This window comes from Kitasatospora sp. GAS1066B (assembly GCF_041262605.1).
Lineage (GTDB): Bacteria > Actinomycetota > Actinomycetes > Streptomycetales > Streptomycetaceae > Kitasatospora.
The window spans coordinates 198,782-223,401 of sequence record NZ_JBGCCO010000001.1 but is presented as its reverse complement, the minus strand read 5'-3'; the positions used below and the strand labels follow the sequence as shown (position 1 = coordinate 223,401).

At 73.9% G+C, this 24,620-nt stretch carries 2 protein-coding genes; both read left to right on the top strand.

The features are described 5' to 3' along the window. Positions 1-3: 3 nt before the first annotated feature. Positions 4-2,988, top strand: a complete 2,985-nt coding sequence (locus tag ABH937_RS00585) for a non-ribosomal peptide synthetase (protein ID WP_370216740.1) — start codon at positions 4-6, stop codon at positions 2,986-2,988. A 391-nt stretch (positions 2,989-3,379) separates the two neighbouring features. Beyond that, positions 3,380-24,583, top strand: a complete 21,204-nt coding sequence (locus ABH937_RS00580) for an SDR family NAD(P)-dependent oxidoreductase (RefSeq protein ID WP_370216739.1) — start codon at positions 3,380-3,382, stop codon at positions 24,581-24,583. Positions 24,584-24,620 lie beyond the last annotated feature (37 nt).

The following is a 24,620-nucleotide window of genomic DNA, read 5'->3' as shown; positions in this document are numbered from 1 at the left end:
GTCATGACGCCGATGGAGCGGGCCTTCCTGGGCCTGCGGCCGGCGCAGAGCGTCGTCCAGCACGTGGTGGAGGGCGAGGGAGTCCTGCCGGCCGGCGAGCTCGCCGCCGCGCTGGCGGCCGCGGCCGCGGCGTCCCCGGGCATGCGGCTGGTCCGCCGGGGCCGGGACTGGGTCGACAGCGGCAAGGCTCCCGAGCTGCACGTCCTGGCGGCGGGCAGCTTCGACAACGAGCGCTTCGACAGCCCCGCGCTGCACTGCGGGCTCGACGGCAGCGGCCCGACCTGTGAGGTGGTGCTGATCCCCGGCACGCCGACCACGCTGCTGTTCCGCGCCTTCCACGGCATCACCGACGCCCGCGGGCTGCAGCTGTGGGCCGCCGACGTCTTCCGGGTGCTGCGTGGGGAGCCGCCGCTGGGCTACGACGCCACCGCCGACCACCACGAGTTCGCCGAGCGCGTCGCCGGCCACCAGCCGCCGCCGGCGCCCGCCGCCGCGCTGGAGTGGCCCTCGCTGCTGGGTCACCCGGTGCCGGACCCGAGCCGGCTGCTCTGGCGCCGCCGCACGATCGACGGCCGCCATCCGGCGGCGGTGGCCAAGGTGGCAGCCGCGCTCGCCGCGACCACCGAGTCCGGCGCCGGCCGGTTCTTCGTCCCGGTGGACCTGCGCCGCCACGATCCCGAGCTGCGCTCGACCGCCATGCTGGCGCACAGCCTGAGCGTGGACGTCGCGGCCGGGGAGCAGTGGCAGCAGGTGCACGAGCGGCTGCTCGGCTCGCTGGTCAAGCGCGAGGAACTGGCGCTGCCACTGGGCTCCTGGCTGCTGCGGGTGCCGGTGCCGCTGCTGCGGGTGTTCAACGCCGGGATCGAGCGGTCCGCCGCGCGCAGGCGCCGCCACTCCGGCACCGCCCTGCTCTCGCACCTGGGCGGCATCGAGCTCGCCGAGCTGTCCACCGAGGGCTTCCGGGCCGACGCCTACTACTCGCTGGGCAGCACCAGCCCCGGCGGCCCGCCCGAGATCGACCTGATGGAGTGCCCCGGCCGCACCGAGGTCACCGTCGCCTGGCATGACGAGCCGGGAATGGCGGAACGCGTCGAAGGCCTGCTGGAGACGATCACGGACGCGCTCTCCCCGCCCGCACACCGCCAGTGGGCCGGCAACCGCACCGAGCGTGCGCTGCCCAGCGAGCGCTCGGTGGTCGAGCTCTTCCGCGAGCAGGTCGAGCGCACCCCGGACCGGATCGCGCTGAGCGGCCCCGAGGGCAAGGTGACCTACGCCGAACTGAGCCGCCGGGCGGACCGCGTCGCCGCCGAACTGCGCAGACAGGGCGTGGGACCGGGCAGCGTGGTCGGCCTGCTGGCCGGCCGCACGGTGGCGGCGCTGGCCGGACTGTGGGGGGTACTGCGGGCGGGGGCCTGTTACCTGCCACTGGACACCCGGCACCCCGACGCCCGGATCGCCGATCTGCTCGCGGACGCCGAGAGCGGCCACTGCCTGCTGGAGCGGGCCTACGAGCAGCGCGACTGCCTGCCGACGGGCTGCCAACCGCTGCTGCTGGACGAGTTGGCCCTGGACGGCGACGCGCCCGCGGACTTCCAGGACGCGTCCATCGATCGTTCAGATCTCGTCTACATCATATACACCTCGGGATCGACCGGGCGCCCCAAGGGCGTTCAGATCGAGCACCACAGTCTGGCCAACTACGTGCACTGGGCCACCCGTGCCTTCGGGGTGGACGCCGACACCCGGCTGCCGCTGATCACCTCACCCTCCTTCGACGTCACGGGCACCTCGGTCTTCCTGCCGCTGCTGGCCGGCGGTGAGGTGATCCTGCTGCGCGAGGAGCCCAACCACCTGTCGCTGGGCCGCCTGTTGGAGCAGTCGGGCGCCAACACGCTGAATCTGACGCCCTCCCACCTCGACCTGATCGGCCGCCTCGACCTGACGCCCACCGGCTACCGCACGGTGCTGGTGATCGGTGAGCAGTTGCGGGTGGAGGTCGCCGCCCGGGCCCAGCAGATGTTCGGGCCCGACTGCAGGATCATCAACGAGTACGGGCCGACCGAGGCGACCATCGGCTGCACCGCGCACACCTTCGACCCGGAGCGCGACGCCGAGCGGGCGGTGGTGCCGATCGGCCTGCCGGCCGACAACACCACCGCCCATCTGCTCGACCAGGAGCTGCGGTTCGTCGCGCCCGGCGAGATCGGCGAGCTCTACCTGGGCGGCGCACAGCTGGCCCGCGGCTACCTCGGCCGGCCCGAGCTGAACCGGGAGCGGTTCGTCACGTTGGCCGACGGCACCCGGGTCTACCGCACCGGCGACCTGGTCCGGCTGCTGCCCTCGGGCGAGTTGGAGTGCGTCGGGCGGATCGACGACCAGGTCAAGGTGCGCGGCCACCGGGTGGAGCCGGCGGAGGTGGCGCAGGCGCTGGAGACGCATCCCGCCGTCGAGCGCGCCGTGGTGATCGCCCGGTCCAGGACCGGCGGGTCGGCCAAGGCACTGTACGGCTACGTGCTGGCCAACGCGGCTGTCGGCGAGGACGCGTTGACCGCGCACCTGGCCGACCGGCTGCCCTCGTACATGGTGCCGGCAGCCGTCCTGGTGCTGCCGGAGCTGCCCTACACGGTGAGCGGCAAGGTCGACGCGCGCGCGCTGCCCGACCCGTTCGCGGCGGACCCGGAGGCCGCTGCCGAGCCCGGGACGGAGCCGGCGGCGCCGCTGGACCCGGTCGAGGCGGCGGTGGCCGAGATCTGGGCCCGCACCCTCGGTGTGCCACGCGGCCGGCTCGACGGGACGGCCGACTTCCACCAGCTCGGCGGGGACTCGGTGGGGTTGCTGGCGATGCTGGCCGCCGTCTGCCGCGAGGTGCTGCTGGAGCCCGCCCAGGAGGAGGGCTTCATGGGGCAGTTGGCCTGGTTCCTGCGCGAGCCCACGCTGGCCCGGGTGGCCGACCTGGCCCGCCGCGCCCGGGCCGGCAAGCTGCGCTGACGGCTCGTCCCTGACGGCCCCGGTCACCACCCACGACCTCCTGCGGCCGCACCACAACGCCCGCGACCGCCCGCCACCGTGCCGGGCGGTCGCGGGCGTTGTGGTGCGGCCGGGACCCGCCGCCGTCGCTCCGGCCCGGTCCGGCCGGGCTGCCGGGCGCCCGGACCGGACCTAGGGGACGAATAGGGGTTGAGACGGCTAGGGGGGCCAACCATCATCGCGATAGCGAAATGCAATGGGTGAGCTGGGCGAAAACGCCCGGTGCCGAAGGCCGCCGAGGAATCCGGCGGCCGCTGCATGCCGTCGGGGTCATGGCTGCGAATTCCTGCCGGTGAAATCCGTCGAAGCGCGACGTGAGCCGACTGGATGCGTTGAAGAGGTGGGCAATTAGATGGCGAATGAAGAGACGCTGCGTGACTACCTCAAGTGGGTGACCGCCGATCTGGCGCAGACCCGCCAGCGCCTCCAGGAGGTGGAGAGCGCCGACCACGAGCCGATCGCGATCATCGGCATGGCCTGCCGCTTCCCCGGCGACGTCGGCACCCCCGAGGAGCTGTGGCAGCTGGTCAGCGAGGGCCGTGACGCCGTCGACGCGTTCCCCGTCAACCGCGGCTGGGACGTCGAGACCATCTACCACCCGGACCCCGAGCACCCGGGCACCTCGTACATCAACGAGGGCGGCTTCCTGCACCGGGCCACCGAGTTCGACCCGGAGTTCTTCGGCATCTCGCCGCGCGAGGCGATGGCGATGGACCCGCAGCAGCGGCTGCTGCTCGAGACCTCATGGGAGGCCTTCGAGCGGGCCGGCATCGACCCGGGCACCCTGCGCGGCAGCCGGACCGGCGTCTTCGCCGGCGTCATCTACCACAACTACGCCGCCCGCCTGCACGCCGTGCCGGAGGGCGTCGAGGCGTTTCTGGGCACCGGCAGCTCGGCCAGCATCGCCTCGGGCCGGGTCGCCTACGCGCTGGGCCTGGAGGGCCCGGCGCTGACCATCGACACCGCCTGCTCCTCCTCGCTGGTTGCCCTGCACCTGGCCGTGCAGTCGCTGCGCCGCGGGGAGTCGACGCTGGCGCTGGCCGGTGGCGTCACCGTGATGTCCACGCCCGACGCGTTCATCGACTTCAGCCGCCAGCGGGGCCTGGCCGCCGACGGCCGCTGCAAGGCGTTCTCGGCCGGCGCCGACGGCACCGGCTGGGGCGAGGGCGTCGGCATGCTGCTCGTCGAGCGGCTCGCCGACGCGCGGCGCAACGGCCATCCGGTGCTGGCCATCGTGCGCGGCACCGCGGTCAACCAGGACGGTGCCAGCAACGGCCTGACCGCCCCCAGCGGCCCCTCGCAGCAACGGGTGATCCGCCAGGCCCTGGAGGACGCCCGGCTGACGGCCCAGCAGGTCGACGCGGTCGAGGCGCACGGCACCGGCACCTCGCTCGGTGACCCGATCGAGGCCCAGGCGCTGCTCGCCACCTACGGCCAGGACCGGCCCGAGGACCGCCCGCTGTGGCTCGGCTCGATCAAGTCCAACATCAACCACACCCAGGCCGCCGCCGGCGTGGCCGGCGTGATCAAGATGGTCGAGGCGATGCGCCACGGCGTGCTGCCGCGCACCCTCTACGCCGAGCAGCCCTCGCCGGTGGTCGACTGGACGGCGGGCGCCGTGCGGCTGCTCGCCGCGGCGCAGGACTGGCCGCAGGGTGACGAGCCGCGCCGGGCCGGCGTCTCCTCCTTCGGCTTCAGCGGCACCAACGCGCACGCCATCATCGAGCAGGCGCCGGAGCCCGAGGCGGCCGCCGAGCAGCCCGCGGTGACCGTGCGCACGCCGGTGGTGCCGTGGGCGCTGTCGGGCCGCACCGAGCGGGCGCTGGCCGAGCAGGCCGAGCGGCTGCTGGAGCGGCTGGACGCCGAACCCGAGCTGAACCCGGTCGACCTGGCCTTCTCGCTGGCCACCTCCCGGGCCGCCTTCGAGCACCGGGCCGTCGTGGTCGGCGGGGAGCGGGCCGAACTGCGCCGGGCACTGGCGGCGCTGGCGGGCAGCGAGCCGGCCGCCGGCACGCAGCAGGGCAGCACGGGCCCGGTCGGCCGGGTGGCCTTCCTGTTCGCCGGACAGGGCAGCCAGCGAGCCGGGATGGGCGCCGAACTGTCGGACGCCTTCCCGGTGTTCGCCGAGGCCTACGACGCGGTCTGCGCCGAGCTGGACCGCTACCTGGACCGGCCGCTCAAGGAGGCGGTCGCCGACGCCGAGCTGATCCACCAGACCGCCTACACCCAGCCCGCGCTCTTCGCGATCGAGGTGGCGCTGTTCCGCCTGGTCGAATCCTGGGGTGTGCGGCCCGACTTCCTCGCCGGGCACTCGATCGGTGAGCTGGCCGCCGCGCACGTCGCCGGGGTGCTCTCGCTCGGCCACGCCGCCGCACTGGTCGCGGCGCGCGGCCGGCTGATGCAGCAACTGCCCGCCGGTGGGGCGATGGTGGCTGTGCAGGCCGCCGAGGACGAGGTGCTGCCGCTGCTCGCAGGCCGCTCGGACGTCGCCATCGCCGCCGTCAACGGGCCTTCGTCCGTGGTCATTTCGGGTGCCGAGCAGGCCGTCCAGGAGATCGCCGAGCAACTGGCCGCCCAGGGGCACAAGACCAGGCGCCTGACGGTGAGCCACGCCTTCCACTCGCCGCTGATGAGCGGCATGCTGGACACCTTCCGGGCCGTCGCCGAGCGGCTGAGCTACGCCGCGCCGCGCATCCCGATCGTCTCCACCCTCACCGGCCGGCTCGCCACCGCCGAGGAGTTGGGCTCGCCGGACTACTGGGTGCGCCACGTCCGCGAGGCCGTCCGCTTCCAGGACGCGGTGCGGAGCCTGGAGCAGGAGGGCGCCCGCACCTTCCTGGAGCTGGGCCCCGACGGCACCCTGACCGCGCTGGCCCAGGAGTGCGTCACCAAGGACGCCGTCCTCGCCCCCGTGCTGCGCCGCGACCGTCCCGAGGCCGAGGCGTTCACCGCCGGCCTTGCCCGGCTGCACGTGCGCGGCGTCAAGCTCGACTGGCCGGCCGTCTTCGCGGGCCGCGGCGCCCAGCGCGTCGCGCTGCCCACCTACGCCTTCCAGCACGAGGAGTACTGGATCGACCGGTCGGCCCCGCTGCCGGCCGACGCGCGCGCGATCGGCCTCGGCTCGGCCGAACACCCGCTGCTCGGCGCGGCGGTGGCGCTCGCCGACAGCGACGGCTTCTTCTTCTCCGGGCGGCTGTCCTGCGCCACCCACCCCTGGCTGGCCGACCACGCGGTGGCCGGCACCGTGCTGCTGCCCGGCACCGCCTTCGTCGAGCTGGCGATCCGGGCCGGCGACTACGTCGGCTGCGACCGGCTGGAGGAGCTGACCCTTCAGGCACCGCTGGTACTGCCCCAACAGGGCGGCATCCAGGTGCAGTTGTGGGTCGGCCAGGCCGATCCGGCAGGCCTGCGCCCGCTGACCGTCTACTCCCGCCCGGAGGACGCCGAGGACGACGAGCCGTGGACCCGGCACGCCGAAGGCCTGCTGGGCGCCGGCGGCGCGGCTCCCGAAGCCGGCTTCGACCCGGCCGTCTGGCCGCCCGCCGAGGCCCGCCCGGTCGAGCTCGACGGTTTCTACCAGGCGCTGGCCGAGGCCGACTTCGGCTACGGCCCGACCTTCCAGGGCCTGGGCGCGGCCTGGGTGCGCGGCGAGGAGGTCTTCGCCGAGGTCGCCCTGCCGGCGGGCGCCGTCGCGGACGCGGCCGGCTTCGGCCTGCACCCCGCGCTGCTCGACGCCGCCCTGCACGCGGTCGCCCTCAGCGGCGCCGACGCGGCCGGGCCCGCCCAGGGCCGGCTGCCGTTCTCCTGGACCGGCGTCGCGCTGCACGCCGTCGGCGCCGCCACGCTGCGGGTGCGGATCGTCCCGGCGGGCCCGGACGCGGTTTCGCTGACCGCCGTGGATCCGGCCGGCGCGCTGGTCTCCACCGTGGAGAGCCTGATCCTGCGGCCGCTGGTCCCGGAGCACCTCCAGGAGGCCGACCGCCGCGCGGCCGCCCTCGCCGACGCGCTGTTCGGCCTGAGCTGGACCCCGCTCGCGCTGCCCGAGCGCACCGACGCGCCCGCCGAGCGGCACACCGTCATCGGCGCCGACCGGCTCGGCCTGGCCGCCGGCCTGCTGACCGCCGGCCACGGCGTCGACACCCCGCCGAGCCTGGCCGCCCTGGCGGCGCGCCTGGACACCGACGAGCACGCGCCCGCCACCCTCTGCCTGCCGCTCGGCACCGGCGGCGGCACCAGCGACGGCGCCGAGCGCTCGGCGAGCGCGGTGCGCACCGCCGTCCACGAGGCGCTGGCACAGCTCCAGCAGTGGCTGGCCGAGGACGCGTTCGCCGCCTCCCGGCTGGTGGTGGTGACGCGTGGCGCGGTGGCCGCGGCCGCCGACGAGGAGGTCCGCGATCTGGCCGCGGCCGCCGTCCTCGGCCTGGTGCGCTCCGCCCAGTCGGAGAACCCGGGCCGGATCACGCTGCTCGACCTGGACGAGGACCCGGCTTCGCTGCGCGCGCTCGACGCTGCCGCCGATTTGGGCGAGCCGCAGCTGGCGCTGCGCGCGGGTGCGGCCCTCGCGCCGCGACTGGCCAGGGTGCCCGCCGCCGCCGAGGCGGCGCCGGTCGAGCTGGACCCCGAGGGCACCGTCCTGATCACCGGCGCCACCGGCACGCTGGGTGGTCTCTTCGCCCGGCACCTGGTCACCGCGTACGGTGCGCGGCACCTGCTGCTGGTCTCGCGTCGCGGTGAAACGGCTGATGGTGCAAGCGAGTTGGCCGCCGAGCTGATCGAGCTGGGCGCCTCCGTCCGGTTCGCCGCCTGCGACGTGGCCGACCGCGAGGCGCTGGCCGAGTTGCTCCGGTCGTTGGAGCACCCGCTGACTGCCGTGGTGCACACGGCCGGTGTGCTGGACGACGGCATCGTCACCTCGCTCACCCCGTCGCGGATCGATGCGGTGTTGCGGCCGAAGGTGGACGCGGCCTGGCATCTGCACGAGCTGACGCAGGATCAGAACCTGGCCGCCTTCGTACTCTTCTCCTCCGCCTCCGGCGTCCTCGGCGCCGCGGGCCAGGGCAACTACGCCGCCGCCAACGCCTACCTGGACGCGCTCGCCGAGCACCGTCGAGCGACCGGCCTCGCGGCCACCTCGCTCGCCTGGGGCCTGTGGGCCGGCGGCATGGCCGGCACCCTGGACGAGGCCGACATCGAGCGGATGACCCGGGGCGGCGTCGCCCCGCTCACCGCCGAGCTGGGCCTGGCCCTGTTCGACGCGGCCATCGCGCAGCCGGCCGCCACGTTGGTGCCGATCCGGCTCGACCAGGCCGGACTGCGCCAGCAGGCCAGGACCGGCCGGCTGGCCGCCGTCCTCACCGGCCTGGTCCGCACCCCCGTGCGCCGGGCGGTCGCCGCCGGTGCGACCGGGGACGCCTCGCTGGTGCAGCGCCTGCTCGCCCTCACCGAGGACGAGCAGCAGCGCGCCCTGGTCGAACTGGTCCGCACCCAGGTCGCCCTGGTACTGGGCCACGCGGGCGCCCACACCGTCGATCCGGCCAAGGCCTTCCGCGAGATCGGCTTCGACTCGCTGACCTCGGTCGAACTGCGCAACCGCCTGAACGCGGCGGCCGGTGTCCGGCTGCCGGCAACCGTCGTCTTCGACTACCCGACGCCCGTCGCGCTGGCCGGCTACCTGCACACCGAGGCGCTGGGCCTGAGCGAGGCCGCCACCGACACGGCGCCCACCCTGGTGGCAGCGTCCGACGACCCGATCGCCATCGTCGGCATGGCCTGCCGCTACCCGGGCGGCGTGCGCTCGCCCGAGGACCTGTGGCGGATGATCGCGGCCGGGGTCGACGGCATCTCGCCCTTCCCCACCGACCGCGGCTGGGACGTCGAGAACCTCTACCACCCGGACCCCGACCACCCCGGTACCTCGTACACCAGCGAGGGCGGCTTCCTGCACAACGCCAGCGAGTTCGACCCGGCGTTCTTCGGCATCTCGCCGCGTGAGGCGCTGGCGATGGACCCGCAGCAGCGGCTGCTGCTCGAGACCTCCTGGGAGGCCTTCGAGCGCGCCGGCATCGACCTGGACACGGTGCGGGGCAGCCGGACCGGGGTGTTCGCCGGCATCATGTACCACGACTACATCACGCGGCTGCCCGCCATTCCGCCGGGCGTCGAGGGGTATCTCGGCACCGGGAACTCGGGCAGCATCGCCTCGGGCCGGGTCTCCTACGTGCTGGGCCTGGAGGGTCCGGCGGTCACCGTCGACACGGCCTGCTCCTCCTCGCTGGTCGCGCTGCACTGGGCGATCCAGGCGCTGCGCACCGGCGAGTGCACCATGGCGCTGGCCGGCGGCGCGACCGTGATGGCCAAGCCCGACACCTTCGTCGACTTCAGCCGCCAGCGCGGCCTGGCCCGCGACGGGCGCTGCAAGTCGTTCTCGGACGACGCGGACGGCACCGGCTGGGCCGAGGGCGCGGGCATGCTGCTGGTGGAGCGGCTCTCCGACGCGCAGCGCCTCGGGCACCCGGTGCTGGCCATCGTGCGCGGCTCGGCGATCAACCAGGACGGCGCTTCGAACGGTCTGACCGCCCCCAACGGGCCGTCGCAGCAACGGGTGATCCGGCAAGCGCTCTCCAGTGCGGGACTGACCGGGGATCAGATCGACCTGGTCGAGGCGCACGGCACCGGCACCACGCTGGGCGACCCGATCGAGGCGCAGGCGCTGCTCGCCACCTACGGCCAGGAGCACACCGAGGACCAGCCGCTCTGGCTCGGCTCGGTGAAGTCCAACCTCGGCCACACCCAGGCGGCGGCCGGGGTCGCCGGCATCATCAAGGTCATCATGGCGATGCGGCACGACACGCTGCCGCAGACGCTGCACGTCGGCGAGCCGTCCACGCACGTGGACTGGGCGGCGGGCGCCGTGGAGCTGCTGACCGAGGCGCGGGAGTGGCCGAAGGCCGATCGACCGCGCCGGGCCGGCGTCTCGTCGTTCGGCATCAGCGGCACCAACGCGCACGCCATCATCGAGGAGCCGCCGGCACTGCGCGGGACTGACCCCAAGGCGGTGGCGCAGCCGTCGGTGCAGCCGTCGCGGGTGCTGCCCGTGCTGCTGTCCGCGAAGAGCCCCGAGGCGCTGCGGGCGCAGGCCGAGCGCCTGCGCGAGCACCTGCGGGAGCGGCCTTCGTGCACGCTGCTCGACGTCGCCTTCTCGCTGGCCACCACGCGCACCGCCTTCGAGCACCGCGCGGTCCTGCCGGTCGCCGAACGCGAGCTGCTCGAAGCGGAGTTGGCCGCCCTCGCGACAGGCGAGCCGGCGTCGCGCGTGGTGCTGGGGACGGCTGGGTCGGCGGGTCGGACGGCGTTTCTCTTCACCGGTCAGGGCAGCCAGCGGGCCGGGATGGGTGGCGAGCTGTACAGCGCTTTCCCGGTGTTCGCGGCTGCGTATGACGCCGTGTGTGCGGAGTTGGACCAGCACCTGGAGACGCCGCTGAAGGACGCTGCGGCGTTGATCGACCAGACCGGGTACACGCAGCCGGCGCTGTTCGCGCTTGAGGTGGCGCTGTTCCGGCTGGTGGAGTCGTGGGGTGTGCGGCCTGACTTCCTCGCGGGCCACTCGATCGGTGAGTTGGCGGCCGCGCATGTGGCGGGTGTGTTCTCGCTGGCGGATGCGGCCAAGTTGGTCGTCGCGCGCGGGCGTCTGATGCAGGAGCTGCCGTCCGGTGGCGCGATGGTGGCCGTGCAGGCGGCCGAGGACGAGGTGCTGCCGCTGCTGGCGGACCGCGTGGATATCGGTATCGCCGCCGTCAACGGGCCGTCGGCCGTGGTGATTTCGGGCGACGAGCAGGCCGTGCTGGAGGTTGCGGAGCAGCTGGCGGCCGAGGGCCGCAAGACGAAGCGGCTCACGGTCAGCCATGCGTTCCACTCGCCGTTGATGGACCCGATGCTCGCCGAGTTCCGGTCCATCGCCTCGGAGTTGACCTTCCACGAGCCCCGGATCCCGATCGTCTCGACGCTCGACCAGTCCGCTGACCTGACGTCCCCCGAGTACTGGGTGCGTCACGTCCGCGAGGCCGTGCGCTTCGCCGACGCGGTCGTGACCCTGGAGCGCGAGGGCGTCCGCACCTTCCTCGAGCTGGGCCCGGACGGCACGCTGTCCGCTCTCGCGCAGGAGTGCGTGACCACCGAGGAAACCGCTTTCACCCCGGTACTGCGCCGCGACCGCGCCGAGGCGGAGACCTTCACCACCGGCCTGGCCCGGCTGCAGGTGCGCGGCGTCAAGCTCGACTGGCCGGCCGTCTTCGCCGGACTCGGCGCCCAGCAGGTTGAGCTGCCCACCTACGCGTTCCAGTACGAGCGTTACTGGCTGGAGGCCCCGCCGGTCCTGGTGGGCGAGGCGGCGGTCGCGCTGCTCGGCCTCGACCTGGCGGACCACCCGCTGCTGGGCGCCTTCGTCGGCCTGGCCGACGCCGACGGGCTGCTCTTCACCGGCCGGCTCGCGGTCGACACCCACCCGTGGCTCGCCGACCACGCCGTCGGCGAGGTCGTCCTGCTGCCGGGCACGGCCTTCGTCGAGCTGGCGATCCGGGCCGGCGACCAGCTCGGCTGTGACCTGGTGGAGGAGCTGACGCTGGAGGCGCCGCTGGTGCTCCCCGAGCGCGGTGGCGTCCAGGTCCAGGTCGCGGTGGGCGGCCCTGACGAGGCGGGCCGGCGTCAACTCTCCGTCTACTCCCGGTTGGAAGACGTCGACCCGGGCGAGCCGTGGACCCGGCACGCGACCGGTCTGCTGGCCGTGGGTGAGCGGGCGGCGTCGTTCGAGCTGACCCAGTGGCCGCCGACCGGTGCCGAGGCGGTGTCCGTCGAGTCGGTCTACCCGGCCTTCGAGGCAGCCGCGTTCGGCTACGGCCCGGTCTTCCAGGGACTGCGGGCGGCCTGGCGACGCGGCGGCGAGCTGTTCGCCGAGGTGGCGCTGCCGGAGCAGGCCGTCGAGGCCGCCGCCGGGTTCGGGCTGCACCCGGCGTTGCTGGACGCCGCGCTGCACGCGATCGGCCTGGGCGGGCTGGTGGCGGACACCGGTCAGGGCCGGCTGCCGTTCGCCTGGTCGGGTGTCTCGCTCTTCGCTGCCGGTGCGGCCGAGTTGCGGGTGCGCCTGTCGGCGGCCGGTGCGGACGCGGTCTCGCTGGCGGTGGCCGACGGCACGGGTGCGCCGGTGGCCCTGGTGGACTCGCTGGTGCTGCGGCCGTTCTCGGTCGAGCAGTTGGCGGGCAGCGGGGCCGGTCGGCACGAGTCGCTGTTCCGCGCCGAGTGGTCCGAGGTGGCGTTGCCCTCGGCCGGTCCGCTCGGCGTGGTGGCGGTGCTCGGTGACGACGGCTTCGGGTTCGCGGAGGCCGTGTGCGTCGACGAGTTGGGTGCGCTGGTCGAGGCGGTGCCCGACACGATCGTGCTTCCGGTGCTACCGCTTGCCGGTCCGGACGTGGTCGCCGCCACCCATGAGGCCGTCCATCGCGCGCTGGCGCTGGTTCAGCAGTGGCTGGCCGAGGAGGCGTTCGCCGACTCTCGGCTGGTCGTGGTGACCCGTGGCGCGGTGGCCGCCGCACCCGGTGCGGACGTGCACGACCTGGCCTCGGCCGCTGCCCTGGGCCTGCTGCGCTCGGCGCAGTCGGAGAACCCGGGCCGGATCACCCTGGTCGACCTGGACGAGGACGCTGCTTCGCTGCTCGCCCTGCCCGCCGCTGTCGAGTCGGGCGAGCCGCAGCTGGCGCTGCGCGCGGGTGCGGCTTTCGCCCCGCGCCTGGCGCGGGTCGTGGCGGCTGCCGAGGCGACGGCGCCGGCGCTGGACCCCGAGGGCACGGTGCTGCTGACCGGTGCCACCGGCACGCTGGGTGGTCTCTTCGCCCGGCACCTGGTCACCGAGTACGGCGCGCGCCACCTGCTGCTGGTCTCGCGTCGCGGTGAAGCAGCCGAGGGTGCAGCGGAGTTGGCCGCCGAGCTGATCGAGCTGGGCGCCTCGGTCCGCTTCGCCGCCTGCGACGTGGCCGACCGCGAGGCGCTGGCCGCCCTGCTCGGCACCGGACTTGAGTACCCGCTGACCGCCGTGGTGCACACCGCCGGTGTGCTGGACGACGGTGTGATCTCGTCTCTCACCCCGGAGCGCATCGATGCGGTGCTGCGCCCGAAGGTGGATGCGGCCTGGTATCTGCACGAGTTGACGAAGGATCAGAATCTCGCCGCCTTCGTGCTCTTCTCCTCCGCCGCCGGTGTGTTCGGTGCGGCCGGTCAGGGCAACTACGCGGCGGCGAACAGCTTCCTGGACGCGCTCGCCGAGCACCGCCAGGCCGCCGGCCTGCCGGCCACCTCGCTCGCCTGGGGCCTGTGGGCCGAGGACGGCGGGATGGCTGCCGCCCTGGTCCGCTCCGACGTGGAGCGGATGGCGCGCGGCGGTGTCACCGCCTTGACCGCCGAGGACGGGCTGCTGCTCTTCGACGTGGCCGTCCAGTCGCCCGATCCCGTGCTCGTCCCGGTCCAGCTCGACCTCGCGAGCCTGCGGGCCCAGGCCGGCGTCGGCCTGCTGCCCCCGCTGCTGCGCGGCCTGGTGCGGGTGCCGGTGCGGCGCCTGGCCCAGACCTCGGGCGGCGCCACCGGCGCCGCCGGGTCGGCGCTGGCCCAGCGGCTGGTGGCGCTGCCCGTCGCCGAGCGTGAGACCGTCCTGCTGGATCTGGTCTGCGCCGAGGTCGCGGCGGTGCTCGGCTACCCGAGCCACGCGACGGTCGACGCCGCCCGGGCCTTCAAGGAGCTCGGCTTCGACTCGCTGACCGCCGTCGAACTGCGCAACCGCCTCAACGGCGCGACCGGCCTGCGGCTGCCGGCCACCCTGGTCTTCGACTACCCGAGCCCGACCGCGCTGGCCGCCATGCTGGGTACCGAGCTGCTGGGCGCGCTGCCCGGTGACGGGTTGCCGGTCGCGGTGACCACGGCTGTCGATGACGAGCCGATCGCCATCGTGGGCATGGCTTGCCGCTTCCCCGGCGGGGTCACCACGCCCGAGGGCCTGTGGGATCTGGTCGCCGGTGGACGTGACGCCGTCTCGTTCTTCCCCGAGGACCGGGGCTGGGACACCGAGAGCCTCTACCACCCGGACCCGGACCACCAGGGCACCACCTACGCCCGCGAGGGCGGATTCCTGCACGGCGCGGGGGCGTTCGACCCGGCGTTCTTCGGGATCTCGCCGCGCGAGGCGATGTCGATCGACCCGCAGCAGCGGCTGCTGCTGGAGACCTCCTGGGAGGCATTCGAGCGGGCCGGCATCGACCCGAGCACGCTCAAGGGCAGCCGGACCGGCGTCTACGTCGGTGTGATGTACAACGACTACGGCGTCGTGCTCCAGCAGTCGATCGAGGGCCTGGAGGGCCAGGTCGGCACCGGCTCGACCGGCAGTGTCGCCTCGGGCCGGGTCTCCTACACGCTGGGCCTGGAGGGCCCGGCGGTGACCATCGACACCGCGTGCTCCTCCTCGCTGGTCGCGCTGCACCTGGCCTGCCAGTCGCTGCGGTCGGGCGAGTCGACGCTGGCGCTGGCCGGTGGTGTCACCGTGATGCTGACGCCGGGCACCTTCGTGGAGTTCAGCCGCCAGCGCGGGCTGTCGGTGGACGGGCGCTGCAAGGCGTTCTCGGAGGACGCGGACGGCACGGGCTGGGGCGAGGGCGTCGGCCTGCTGCTGGTCGAGCGGCTCTCCGACGCTCGGCGCAACGGGCACCAGGTCCTGGCCATCGTGCGCGGCAGCGCCGTCAACCAGGACGGTGCCAGCAATGGCCTGACCGCCCCGAACGGGCCGTCCCAGCAGCGGGTGATCCGGCAAGCGCTCTCCAACGCGGGACTGACGGCCAGTCAGGTCGACGCGGTGGAGGCGCACGGCACCGGCACCAGGCTCGGCGACCCGATCGAGGCCCAGGCACTGCTCGCCACCTACGGTCGGGAGCACACCGAGGACCAGCCGCTCTGGCTCGGCTCGGTGAAGTCCAACCTGGGCCACACGCAGGCCGCCGCCGGCGCCGCCGGTGTGATCAAGATGGTCATGGCGATGCGGCACGGCGTGCTGCCGAAGACGCTGCACGTCTCCGAGCCGTCAAGCCATGTGGACTGGTCGGCGGGTGCGGTGGAGCTGCTGAGCGAGGCGCGGGACTGGCCGCAGACCGGCGAGCCGCGCCGGTCGGCCGTCTCCTCCTTCGGCATCAGCGGCACCAACGCCCACATCCTGCTGGAGCAGGCCCCTGCGGTCGAGACGGCGGCGGAGCCCGAGGCGACCGTGCCCGGTGCAGTGCTGCCGTCGGTCCCGTGGGTGCTGTCGGCACGCACGGCTGAGGCGCTGCGCGGGCAGGCCACCCGGCTGCTCGGCCGGCTGGACGAGGAGCCGGCGGCGCGGGTGGCGGACGTCGCCTACTCGCTGGCGACCAGCCGGACCGCCTTCGAGTACCGGGCGGCGGTGATCGGTGGCGACCGCGAGGAGCTGTGCGGCGCGCTGGCGGCGCTGGCGCGCGGTGAGTCGGCGCGAGCGGTGGTCGGGCGCGCGGGATCCGCGGGTCGGACGGCGTTCCTGTTCACCGGCCAGGGCAGCCAGCGGGCTGGGATGGGTGGCGAGCTGTACAGCGCTTTCCCGGTGTTCGCCGAGGCGTATGACGCGGTCTGTGCGGAGTTGGACCGGTGGCTGGAGACGCCGCTGAAGGACGCCGACGCGTTGATCGACCAGACCGGGTACACGCAGCCGGCGCTCTTCGCGCTCGAGGTGGCGCTGTTCCGGCTGGTGGAGTCGTGGGGTGTGCGGCCCGACTTCCTGGCCGGGCACTCGATCGGTGAGCTGGCCGCCGCGCACGTCGCGGGCGTGCTGTCACTGAGCGATGCGGCCAAGCTGGTCGCCGCGCGCGGCCGCCTGATGCAGCAACTGCCCTCCGGTGGCGCGATGGTGGCCGTCCAGGCCGCCGAGGAAGACGTGCTGCCGCTGCTCGCGGACCGTGCGGATGCCGGTATCGCCGCCGTCAACGGGCCCACATCCGTGGTGATTTCGGGCGCCGAGCAGGCCGTCCTTGAAGTCGCCGAGCAGCTCGCCGCCGACGGCCGCCGCACCAAGCGGCTGACCGTCAGCCACGCGTTCCACTCGCCGCTGATGGACGGCATGCTCGCCGAATTCCGTGCGATCGCGGCCGAGTTGACCTTCAATGCTCCGCAGATCCCGATCGTCTCGACGCTCGACCAGCAGGCCGACCTGACCTCGCCCGAGTACTGGGTGCGTCACGTTCGCGAGGCTGTCCGCTTCGCCGACGCGGTCGTGACCCTGGAGCGCGAGGGCGTGCGCACCTTCCTGGAGTTGGGCCCGGACGGCACGTTGTCGGCCCTCGCGCAGGAGTGCGTGACGGCCGAGGAAAGCGCTTTCACCCCGGTGCTGCGCCGTGACCGCGCCGAGGCGCAGACGTTCACCACCGCGCTCGCCCAGCTGCACGTGCGCGGCGCCAAGGTCGACTGGCCGGCGGTCTTCGCCGGCACCGGCGCCCGCCGGATCGAGCTGCCGACCTACGCTTTCCAGCACGAGCGCTTCTGGCCCCGGCCGGTGACCGGCTGGGTCGGTGACGTCGCGTCCGCCGGTCTCGGGTCGGCGGATCACCCGCTGCTGGGTGCTTCGCTCGCGCTCGCGGACGCCGACGGGCACCTGTTCACCGGGCGGCTCGCGGTCGAGGCGCAGCCCTGGCTGGCCGACCACGCGGTGGCGGGCAGCGTGCTGCTGCCGGGCACGGCGTTCGTGGAGCTGGCGATCCGGGCCGGTGACCAGGTGGGTTGCGGGCTGCTGGAGGAGCTGACGCTGGAGGCGCCGCTGGTGCTGCCGGCCAAGGGCGGTGTGCAGGTCCAGCTCTGGGTCGGCACGCCTGACGAGTCGGGCCGGCGGAGCGTCAGCCTGTACTCGCGCGCCGAGGACGCGCCGTTCGACGAGCCGTGGACGCGGCACGCGGCGGGCGTGCTGGCGGTGGCCGAGCAGGCGGCCTCGTTCGAGTTCGCGCAGTGGCCACCGACGGGTGCCGAGGCGGTGTCGGTCGAGTCGGTGTACCCGGACTTCGCGGCGGCCGGGTTCGGTTACGGTCCGGCGTTCCAGGGGCTGCGGGCGGCCTGGCGGCGGGACGGCGCGCTGTTCGCCGAGGTGGCGCTGCCGGAGGAGCACCGGGCGGAGGCGGGTCACTTCGGTCTGCATCCGGCGCTGCTGGACGCGACGTTGCACGCGATCGGGCTGGGCGGCCTGGTGGCGGACACCGGTCAGGGTCGGCTGCCGTTCGCGTGGTCGGGTGTCTCGCTCTTCGCTGCCGGTGCGTCGGAGTTGCGGGTGCGGATCGCCTCGCGCGGTGCGGACTCGGTCTCGCTGGAGGTGGCGGACGGGTCGGGCGCGCCGGTGGCCTCGGTGGATTCGCTGGTGCTGCGGGCCTTCTCGCCCGAGCAGTTGGCGGGCAGCGGGGCCGGCCGGCACGAGTCGCTGTTCCGCCCGGAGTGGACGAGCGTGGCGCTGCCGTCGGCGGCGTCGCTCGGCGCGGTGGCGGTGCGCGGCGGTGACAGCCTCGGGTTCGCGGATGCCGCGTGCTTCGCGGAGTTGAGCGCGCTGGTCGACGCGGCGCCCGACACGATCGTGCTGCCGGTGCTGCCGGCTGACCTGGCCGATGTCGCTGCGGCCACCCATCAGGCTGTGCACCGGGTGCTGGCGAACGTCCAGGAGTGGCTGGCGCAGGACGCGTTCGCCGACTCCCGGCTCGTGGTGGTGACCCGTGGCGCGGTCGCGGCCGATGCCGGTGAGGATGTCGAGGACCTGGCCTCGGCCGCCGTGGTGGGCCTGCTGCGTTCGGCGCAGTCGGAGAACCCGGGCCGGATCGTGCTGGTCGACCTGGACGAGGACGAGGCTTCGGCGGCCGTGCTGGCGGCGGCGATCTGCTCTGGCGAGGCGCAGTTGGCGCTGCGGGCTGGTGCGGCGTTCGCGCCGCGGCTGGTTCGGGTGCCGGTGGTGGCCGAGGCCGAGCTGCCCGCGCTGGACCCTGAGGGCACGGTGCTGTTGACGGGTGCGACCGGGTCGTTGGGTGGTTTGGTGGCCCGGCATCTGGTCGGCGAGTACGGTGCTCGGCGTCTGCTGCTGGTCTCGCGTCGGGGCCGTGCGGCCGGTGGCGTGGACGAGTTGGCGGCCGAACTCGCCGAGTTGGGTGCGGAGGTGGCGGTCGCGGCCTGTGACGTCGCCGACCGCGTCGCGTTGGCGGAGTTGCTCGGTTCGCTGGAGTATCCGTTGACGGCCGTGGTGCATTCGGCGGGTGTGCTGGATGACGGGATCGTCTCCTCGCTGACCCCGGAGCGGATCGATGCGGTGTTGCGGCCGAAGGTGGATGCGGCGTGGCATCTGCACGAGTTGACGAAGGATCAGAGTCTCGCTGCTTTCGTGCTGTTCTCCTCCGCTGCCGGTGTGTTCGGTAATCCGGGTCAGGGTAACTACGCGGCGGCGAACAGCTTCCTGGACGCGCTGGCTCAGCATCGGCAGGCGTCCGGTCTGCCGGCGACCTCGCTGGCCTGGGGTCTGTGGGCCGAAGATGGTGGTATGGCCGGTGAGTTGGGCTCGGCTGACGTGGAGCGGATGGCGCGCGGTGGCGTGCTGCCGCTCGTCGCCGCCGAGGGCCTGGCCCTGCTTGACGCCGCCGCCCGCTCCGGCGAGCCGCTACTGGTGCCGATCAACCTCGACTTGACCGGCCTGCGAGCTCAGGCGGAGGCGGGCATGCTGCCGCCGCTGCTGCGCGGCCTGGTCCGGGCGCCGATGCGCCGCGCCGTCGAGAGCGCCGGCAGTGTCGCCGCCTCCCTGCTCACCCAGCGACTCGCGGGTGTGGCCGAGGCCGACCGCGAGGCCGTCCTGCTGGAACTGGTCTGCGCCGAGGTGGCGGCCGTTCTCGGTTACGCCGGGCCGCAGGCCGTCGAGGCCGACCGGGCCTTCAAGGACCTGGGCTTCGATTCGCTGACCGCCGTCGAGTTGCGCAACCGCCTCAACGGCGCGACCGGCCTGCGGCTGCCGGCCACCCTGGTCTTCGACTACCCGAGCCCGACCGCGCTGGCTGCCCTGCTGCGCGCCGAACTCCTCGGTGCGCTGCCCGATGACGGGCTGCCGGTCGCGGTGACCACGGCCGTCGATGACGAGCCGATCGCCATCGTGGGCATGGCCTGCCGCTTCCCGGGCGGGGTGACCAGCCCCGAGGGCCTGTGGGACCTGGTCGCCGGTGGCCGCGACGCCGTCTCGTTCTTCCCCGAGAACCGCGGCTGGGACACCGAGCACCTCTACCACCCGGACCCCGATCACCAGGGCACCTCCTACACCCGCGAGGGCGGCTTCCTGCACGAGGCGGGCCTGTTCGACCCGGCCTTCTTCGGGATCTCGCCGCGTGAGGCGATGTCGATGGACCCGCAGCAGCGGCTGCTCCTTGAGACCTCCTGGGAGGCCTTCGAGCGGGCGGGCATCGACCCGAGCACGCTCAAGGGCAGCCGGACCGGCGTCTACGTCGGTGTGATGTACAACGACTACGGCGCGCTCCTCCAGCAGTCCGTGGAGGCGCTGGAGGGCCAGGTCGGGACCGGCAGTTCGGCCAGCGTCGCGTCCGGCCGGGTCTCCTACACGCTGGGCCTGGAGGGCCCGGCGGTGACCATCGACACGGCCTGCTCCTCCTCGCTGGTCGCGCTGCACCTGGCCGTCCAGTCGCTGCGGTCGGGCGAGTCGACGCTGGCGCTGGCCGGTGGCGTCACCGTGATGCTGACGCCGGGCACCTTCGTGGAGTTCAGCCGCCAGCGGGGACTTGCGACCGACGGGCGCTGCAAGGCCTTCTCGGACGACGCGGACGGCACCGGTTGGGGCGAGGGCGCCGGCATGCTGCTCGTGGAGCGGCTCTCCGACGCCCGCCGCCTTGGTCACCCCGTGCTGGCGATCGTGCGCGGCAGCGCCGTCAACCAGGACGGTGCCAGCAATGGCCTGACCGCCCCGAACGGGCCGTCCCAGCAGCGGGTGATCCGGCAAGCGCTTTCCAGCGCGGGACTGACAGGCGCTCAGGTCGACGCGGTCGAGGCGCACGGCACCGGCACCACGCTGGGCGACCCGATCGAGGCCCAGGCGCTGCTCGCCACCTACGGTCGGGAGCACACCGAGGACCAGCCGCTCTGGCTCGGCTCGATCAAGTCCAACCTCGGCCACACCCAGGCCGCCGCCGGCGCGGCGGGGATCATGAAGATGGTCATGGCGATGCGCAACGGCGTGCTGCCGAAGACGCTGCACGTCGGCGAGCCGTCCCGGCACGTGGACTGGTCGGCCGGCGCGGTGGAACTGCTCAGCGAGGCGCGGGACTGGCCGCAGACCGGCGAGCCGCGCCGGGCGGCCGTCTCGTCCTTCGGGTTCAGCGGCACCAACGCGCACATCATCCTTGAGCAGGCGCCGCCGGTGACCGAAGCAACCGAGCAGCCCGCCGCCGGGGCGCACCCGCCGCTGGTGCCGCTGCTGCTCTCCGGCCGCACGGCGCCGGCGCTGCGCGGGCAGGCCGCCCGGCTGCTGGCCCGCCTCGACGCCGAACCCGAGCTGAACCCGGTGGACATCGGCTACTCGCTGGCGACCACCCGAACGCTGCTGGAGCACCGCGCAACCGTGCTCGGCGAGGACCGCGACGAGCTTCGCCGCGGCCTGGCGACCCTGGCGCGGGGCGAGTCGGCGGCGCGGATCGCGGTCGGCGGCGCCGGCTCGGCGGGCCGGACGGCGTTCCTGTTCACCGGTCAGGGCAGCCAGCGGGCCGGCATGGGCGCGGAGCTGTACAGTGCCTTCCCGGCATTCGCGGCGGCCTACGACGCCGTGTGCGCGGAGCTGGACCAGCACCTGGCGATGCCGCTCAAGGACGCCGACGCGCTGATCGACCAGACCGGCTACACCCAGCCCGCGCTGTTCGCGATCGAGGTGGCCCTGTTCCGCCTGGTCGAATCCTGGGGTGTCCGCCCGGACTTCCTCGCGGGCCACTCGATCGGCGAGCTCGCTGCCGCGCATGTCGCGGGTGTCCTCTCGCTGGCCGACGCGGCCAGGCTGGTCGCCGCGCGCGGTCGCCTGATGCAGCAACTGCCGGCCGGTGGCGCGATGGTGGCCGTCCAGGCGGCCGAGGACGAGGTGCTGCCGCTGCTGGCGGACCGCGCGGATGCCGGTATCGCCGCCGTCAACGGGCCCTCGGCCGTCGTCATTTCGGGCGACGAGCAGGCCGTGCTGGAGATCGCCGAGAAGCTGGCCGCCGACGGCCGTCGCACCAAGCGGCTGACCGTCAGCCACGCGTTCCACTCGCCGCTGATGGACCCGATGCTGGCCGAATTCCGTGCGATCGCAGCCGAGTTGACCTTCAACGCTCCGCAGATCCCGATCGTCTCGACGCTCGACCAGCAGGCCGACCTGACCTCGCCCGAGTACTGGGTGCGTCACGTTCGCGAGGCCGTGCGCTTCGCCGACGCGATCCAGACCCTGGAGGCCGGGGGCGTCCGCAGCTTCCTGGAGTTGGGCCCGGACGGGGTGCTCACCGCGATGGGCCAGGACTGCGTGAGCGGCGAGGAAAGCGCTTTCACGCCGGTGCTGCGCCGCGACCGATCCGAGGTGGAGACCTTCACCACCGCGCTCGCCCAGTTGCACGTGCGCGGTGCCAAGGTCGACTGGCGGGCGGTCTTCGCCGGCACCGGCGCCCGCCGGGTCGACCTGCCGACCTACGCCTTCCAGCTGGAGAACTTCTGGCCGCGGGTCCGCTCCGGCCTGGTGGGCGATGTGGCCTCCGCCGGTCTCGGCGCGGCGGATCACCCGCTGCTGGGTGCGTCGTTGGCGCTCGCGGATGCCGACAGCCATGTCTTCACGGGCCGGCTCGCGGTGGACACGCATCCGTGGCTGGCCGACCACGCGGTGGCCGACACGGTGCTGCTGCCGGGTACCGCCTTCGTGGAGTTGGCGGTGCGGGCCGGGGACCAGGTGGGCTGCGACACCGTGGAGGAGCTGACGCTGGAGGCGCCGCTGGTGCTGCCGGCCAAGGGCGCGGTGCAGGTCCAGGTGACGGTGGGCGAGCCCGATGAGGCGGGTCGGCGCGGCATCAGCCTGTACTCGCGCGCCGAGGACGCCGAGCCGGACCAGCCGTGGACCCGGCACGCGACGGGCCAACTGGCGGTCGGCGGCGCCCAGGCGCCGGGCGAGCTGACCCAGTGGCCGCCGGCCGGTGCGGAGGCGGTGCCGGTCGACGGCCTGTACGACGGGTTCGCGATGGCCGGGTTCGGCTACGGCCCGACCTTCCAGGGCCTGCGGGCGGCCTGGCGGCGCGACGGTGAGATCTTCGCCGAGGTGGCGTTGCCCGAGGGCAGCCGGGCCGAGGCGGGCCTGTTCGGTCTGCATCCGGCGCTGCTGGACGCCACGTTGCACGCGATCGGCCTGGGCGGACTGCTCGGCGAGGAGAGCCAGGGCCGGCTGCCGTTCGCGTGGTCGGGTGTCTCGCTCTTCGCCGCAGGTGCGGCGGAGTTGCGGGTGCGGATCGCCTCGCGCGGTGCGGACTCGGTCTCGCTTGAAGTGGCGGACGGGTCGGGCGCACCGGTGGCGTCGGTGGATTCGCTGGTGCTGCGGGCCTTCTCGCCCGAGCAACTGGCAGGCAACGGTGGTCGCCACGAGTCGCTGTTCCGCTCCGAGTGGATGGGCGTGGCGCTGCCCGCCGCCGGTTCGCTCGGTGTGGTGGCGGTGCTCGGCCGCGACGACCTCGGGTTGGCGGGCGCCGAGTGCTTCGACGACCTGACGACGCTGAGCGAGCTGCTGCCGGACACGGTGGTGCTGCCGGTGCTCCCGGCCGCCGCCGCGGACGTCGCGGCGGCCACCCACGGGGCGGTCCACCGCGCGCTGGCGCTGGTTCAGCAGTGGCTGGCCGAGGAGGCGTTCGGCGGCTCCCGGCTGGTCCTGGTGACGCGTGGCGCGGTGGCGGCCACCGCGGGCGAGGACGTCCGCGACCTGCCGTCGGCCGCGGTGCTGGGTCTGCTGCGTTCGGCGCAGTCGGAGAACCCGGGCCGGATCGTGCTGGTCGACCTGGATGAGGAGGCGCCCTCGCAGCGCGCCCTCGCTGCCGCCGTCGGCTCTGGCGAGTCGCAGTTGGCGCTGCGGGCTGGTGCGGCGTTCGCGCCGCGGCTGGTTCGGGTGCCGGTGGTGGCCGAGGCCGAGTTGCCGGTGCTGGATCCTGAGGGCACGGTGCTGTTGACGGGTGCGACCGGGTCGTTGGGTGGTCTGGTGGCCCGTCATCTGGTCGGCGAGTACGGTGCTCGGCGTCTGCTGCTGGTCTCGCGTCGGGGCCGTGCGGCCGGTGGTGTGGAGGAGTTGGCGGCCGAACTCGCGGAGTTGGGTGCGGAGGTGGCGGTCGCGGCCTGTGACGTCGCCGACCGTGCGGCGTTGGCGGAGTTGCTCGGTTCGCTGGAGTATCCGTTGACGGCCGTGGTGCATTCGGCGGGTGTGCTGGATGACGGGATCGTCTCCTCGCTGACCCCGGAGCGGATCGATGCGGTGTTGCGGCCGAAGGTGGACGCGGCCTGGCACTTGCATGAGTTGACGAAGGATCAGAATCTCGCGGCGTTCGTGCTGTTCTCCTCCGCTGCCGGTGTCTTCGGTAATCCGGGTCAGGGTAACTACGCGGCGGCGAACAGCTTCCTGGATGCGCTGGCTCAGCATCGGCAGGCGTCCGGTCTGCCGGCGACCTCGCTGGCCTGGGGTCTGTGGGCCGAAGACGGCGGTATGGCCGGTGAGTTGGGCTCGGCCGATGTCGAGCGGATGGCGCGTGGTGGTGTGCTGCCGCTCGCCGCCGCCGAGGGCCTGGCCCTGCTCGACGCCGCCGCCCGCTCCGGCGAGCCGGTCCTGGTGCCGGTGCACCTCGACCTGGCCGGGCTGCGGACCCAGGCGGAGGCGGGCATGCTGCCGCCGCTGCTGCGCGGCCTGGTGCGCGGTGTCGCCGCCCGGCGCACCGTGGAGGCGACCGGTCCCTCGCTGGCCCAGCGGATCGCGGGCGTGGCCGAGGCCGATCTGGACGGCGTGCTGCTGGAGCTGGTCTGCGCCGAGGTCGCGGCGGTGCTCGGCTACGCCGGGCCGCAGGCCGTCGAGGCCGACCGGGCGTTCAAGGACCTGGGCTTCGATTCGCTGACCGCCGTCGAACTGCGCAACCGCCTCAACGCGGTGACGGGTCTGCGGCTGCCGGCCACCCTGGTCTTCGACTATCCGACGCCGATGGCCTTGGTCGACCTGCTGCGCGCCGAGGCGGTGCCCGACGCGGCACAGGCCGTGGTGCCGCTGCTGGCCGAGCTGGACCGGCTCGAAGCCTCCCTGCTGGGGACGGCGGCGGACGACGAGGGCCACCTGCGGGTCGCCAACCGCCTGCAGGCGCTGCTCGCCCGGTGGAACGACCAGCAGGTCCCGGCCGAGGACGCGGGCGTCGCCGAACAGCTCGACGAGGCCACCGACGACGACCTGTTCGACTTCATCGGCAAGGAATTCGGCATCTCCTGATCGCCGCACGCGCTTCCTGCAACATCCCCGAGAGGTG

What these genes read in the sequence shown, in the direction of transcription:
- ABH937_RS00585 (WP_370216740.1), top strand. Translation starts at nt 4, where the DNA reads ATGACGCCGATGGAGCGGGCCTTCCTGGGCCTGCGGCCGGCGCAGAGC.
- ABH937_RS00580 (WP_370216739.1), top strand. Translation starts at nt 3,380, where the DNA reads ATGGCGAATGAAGAGACGCTGCGTGACTACCTCAAGTGGGTGACCGCC.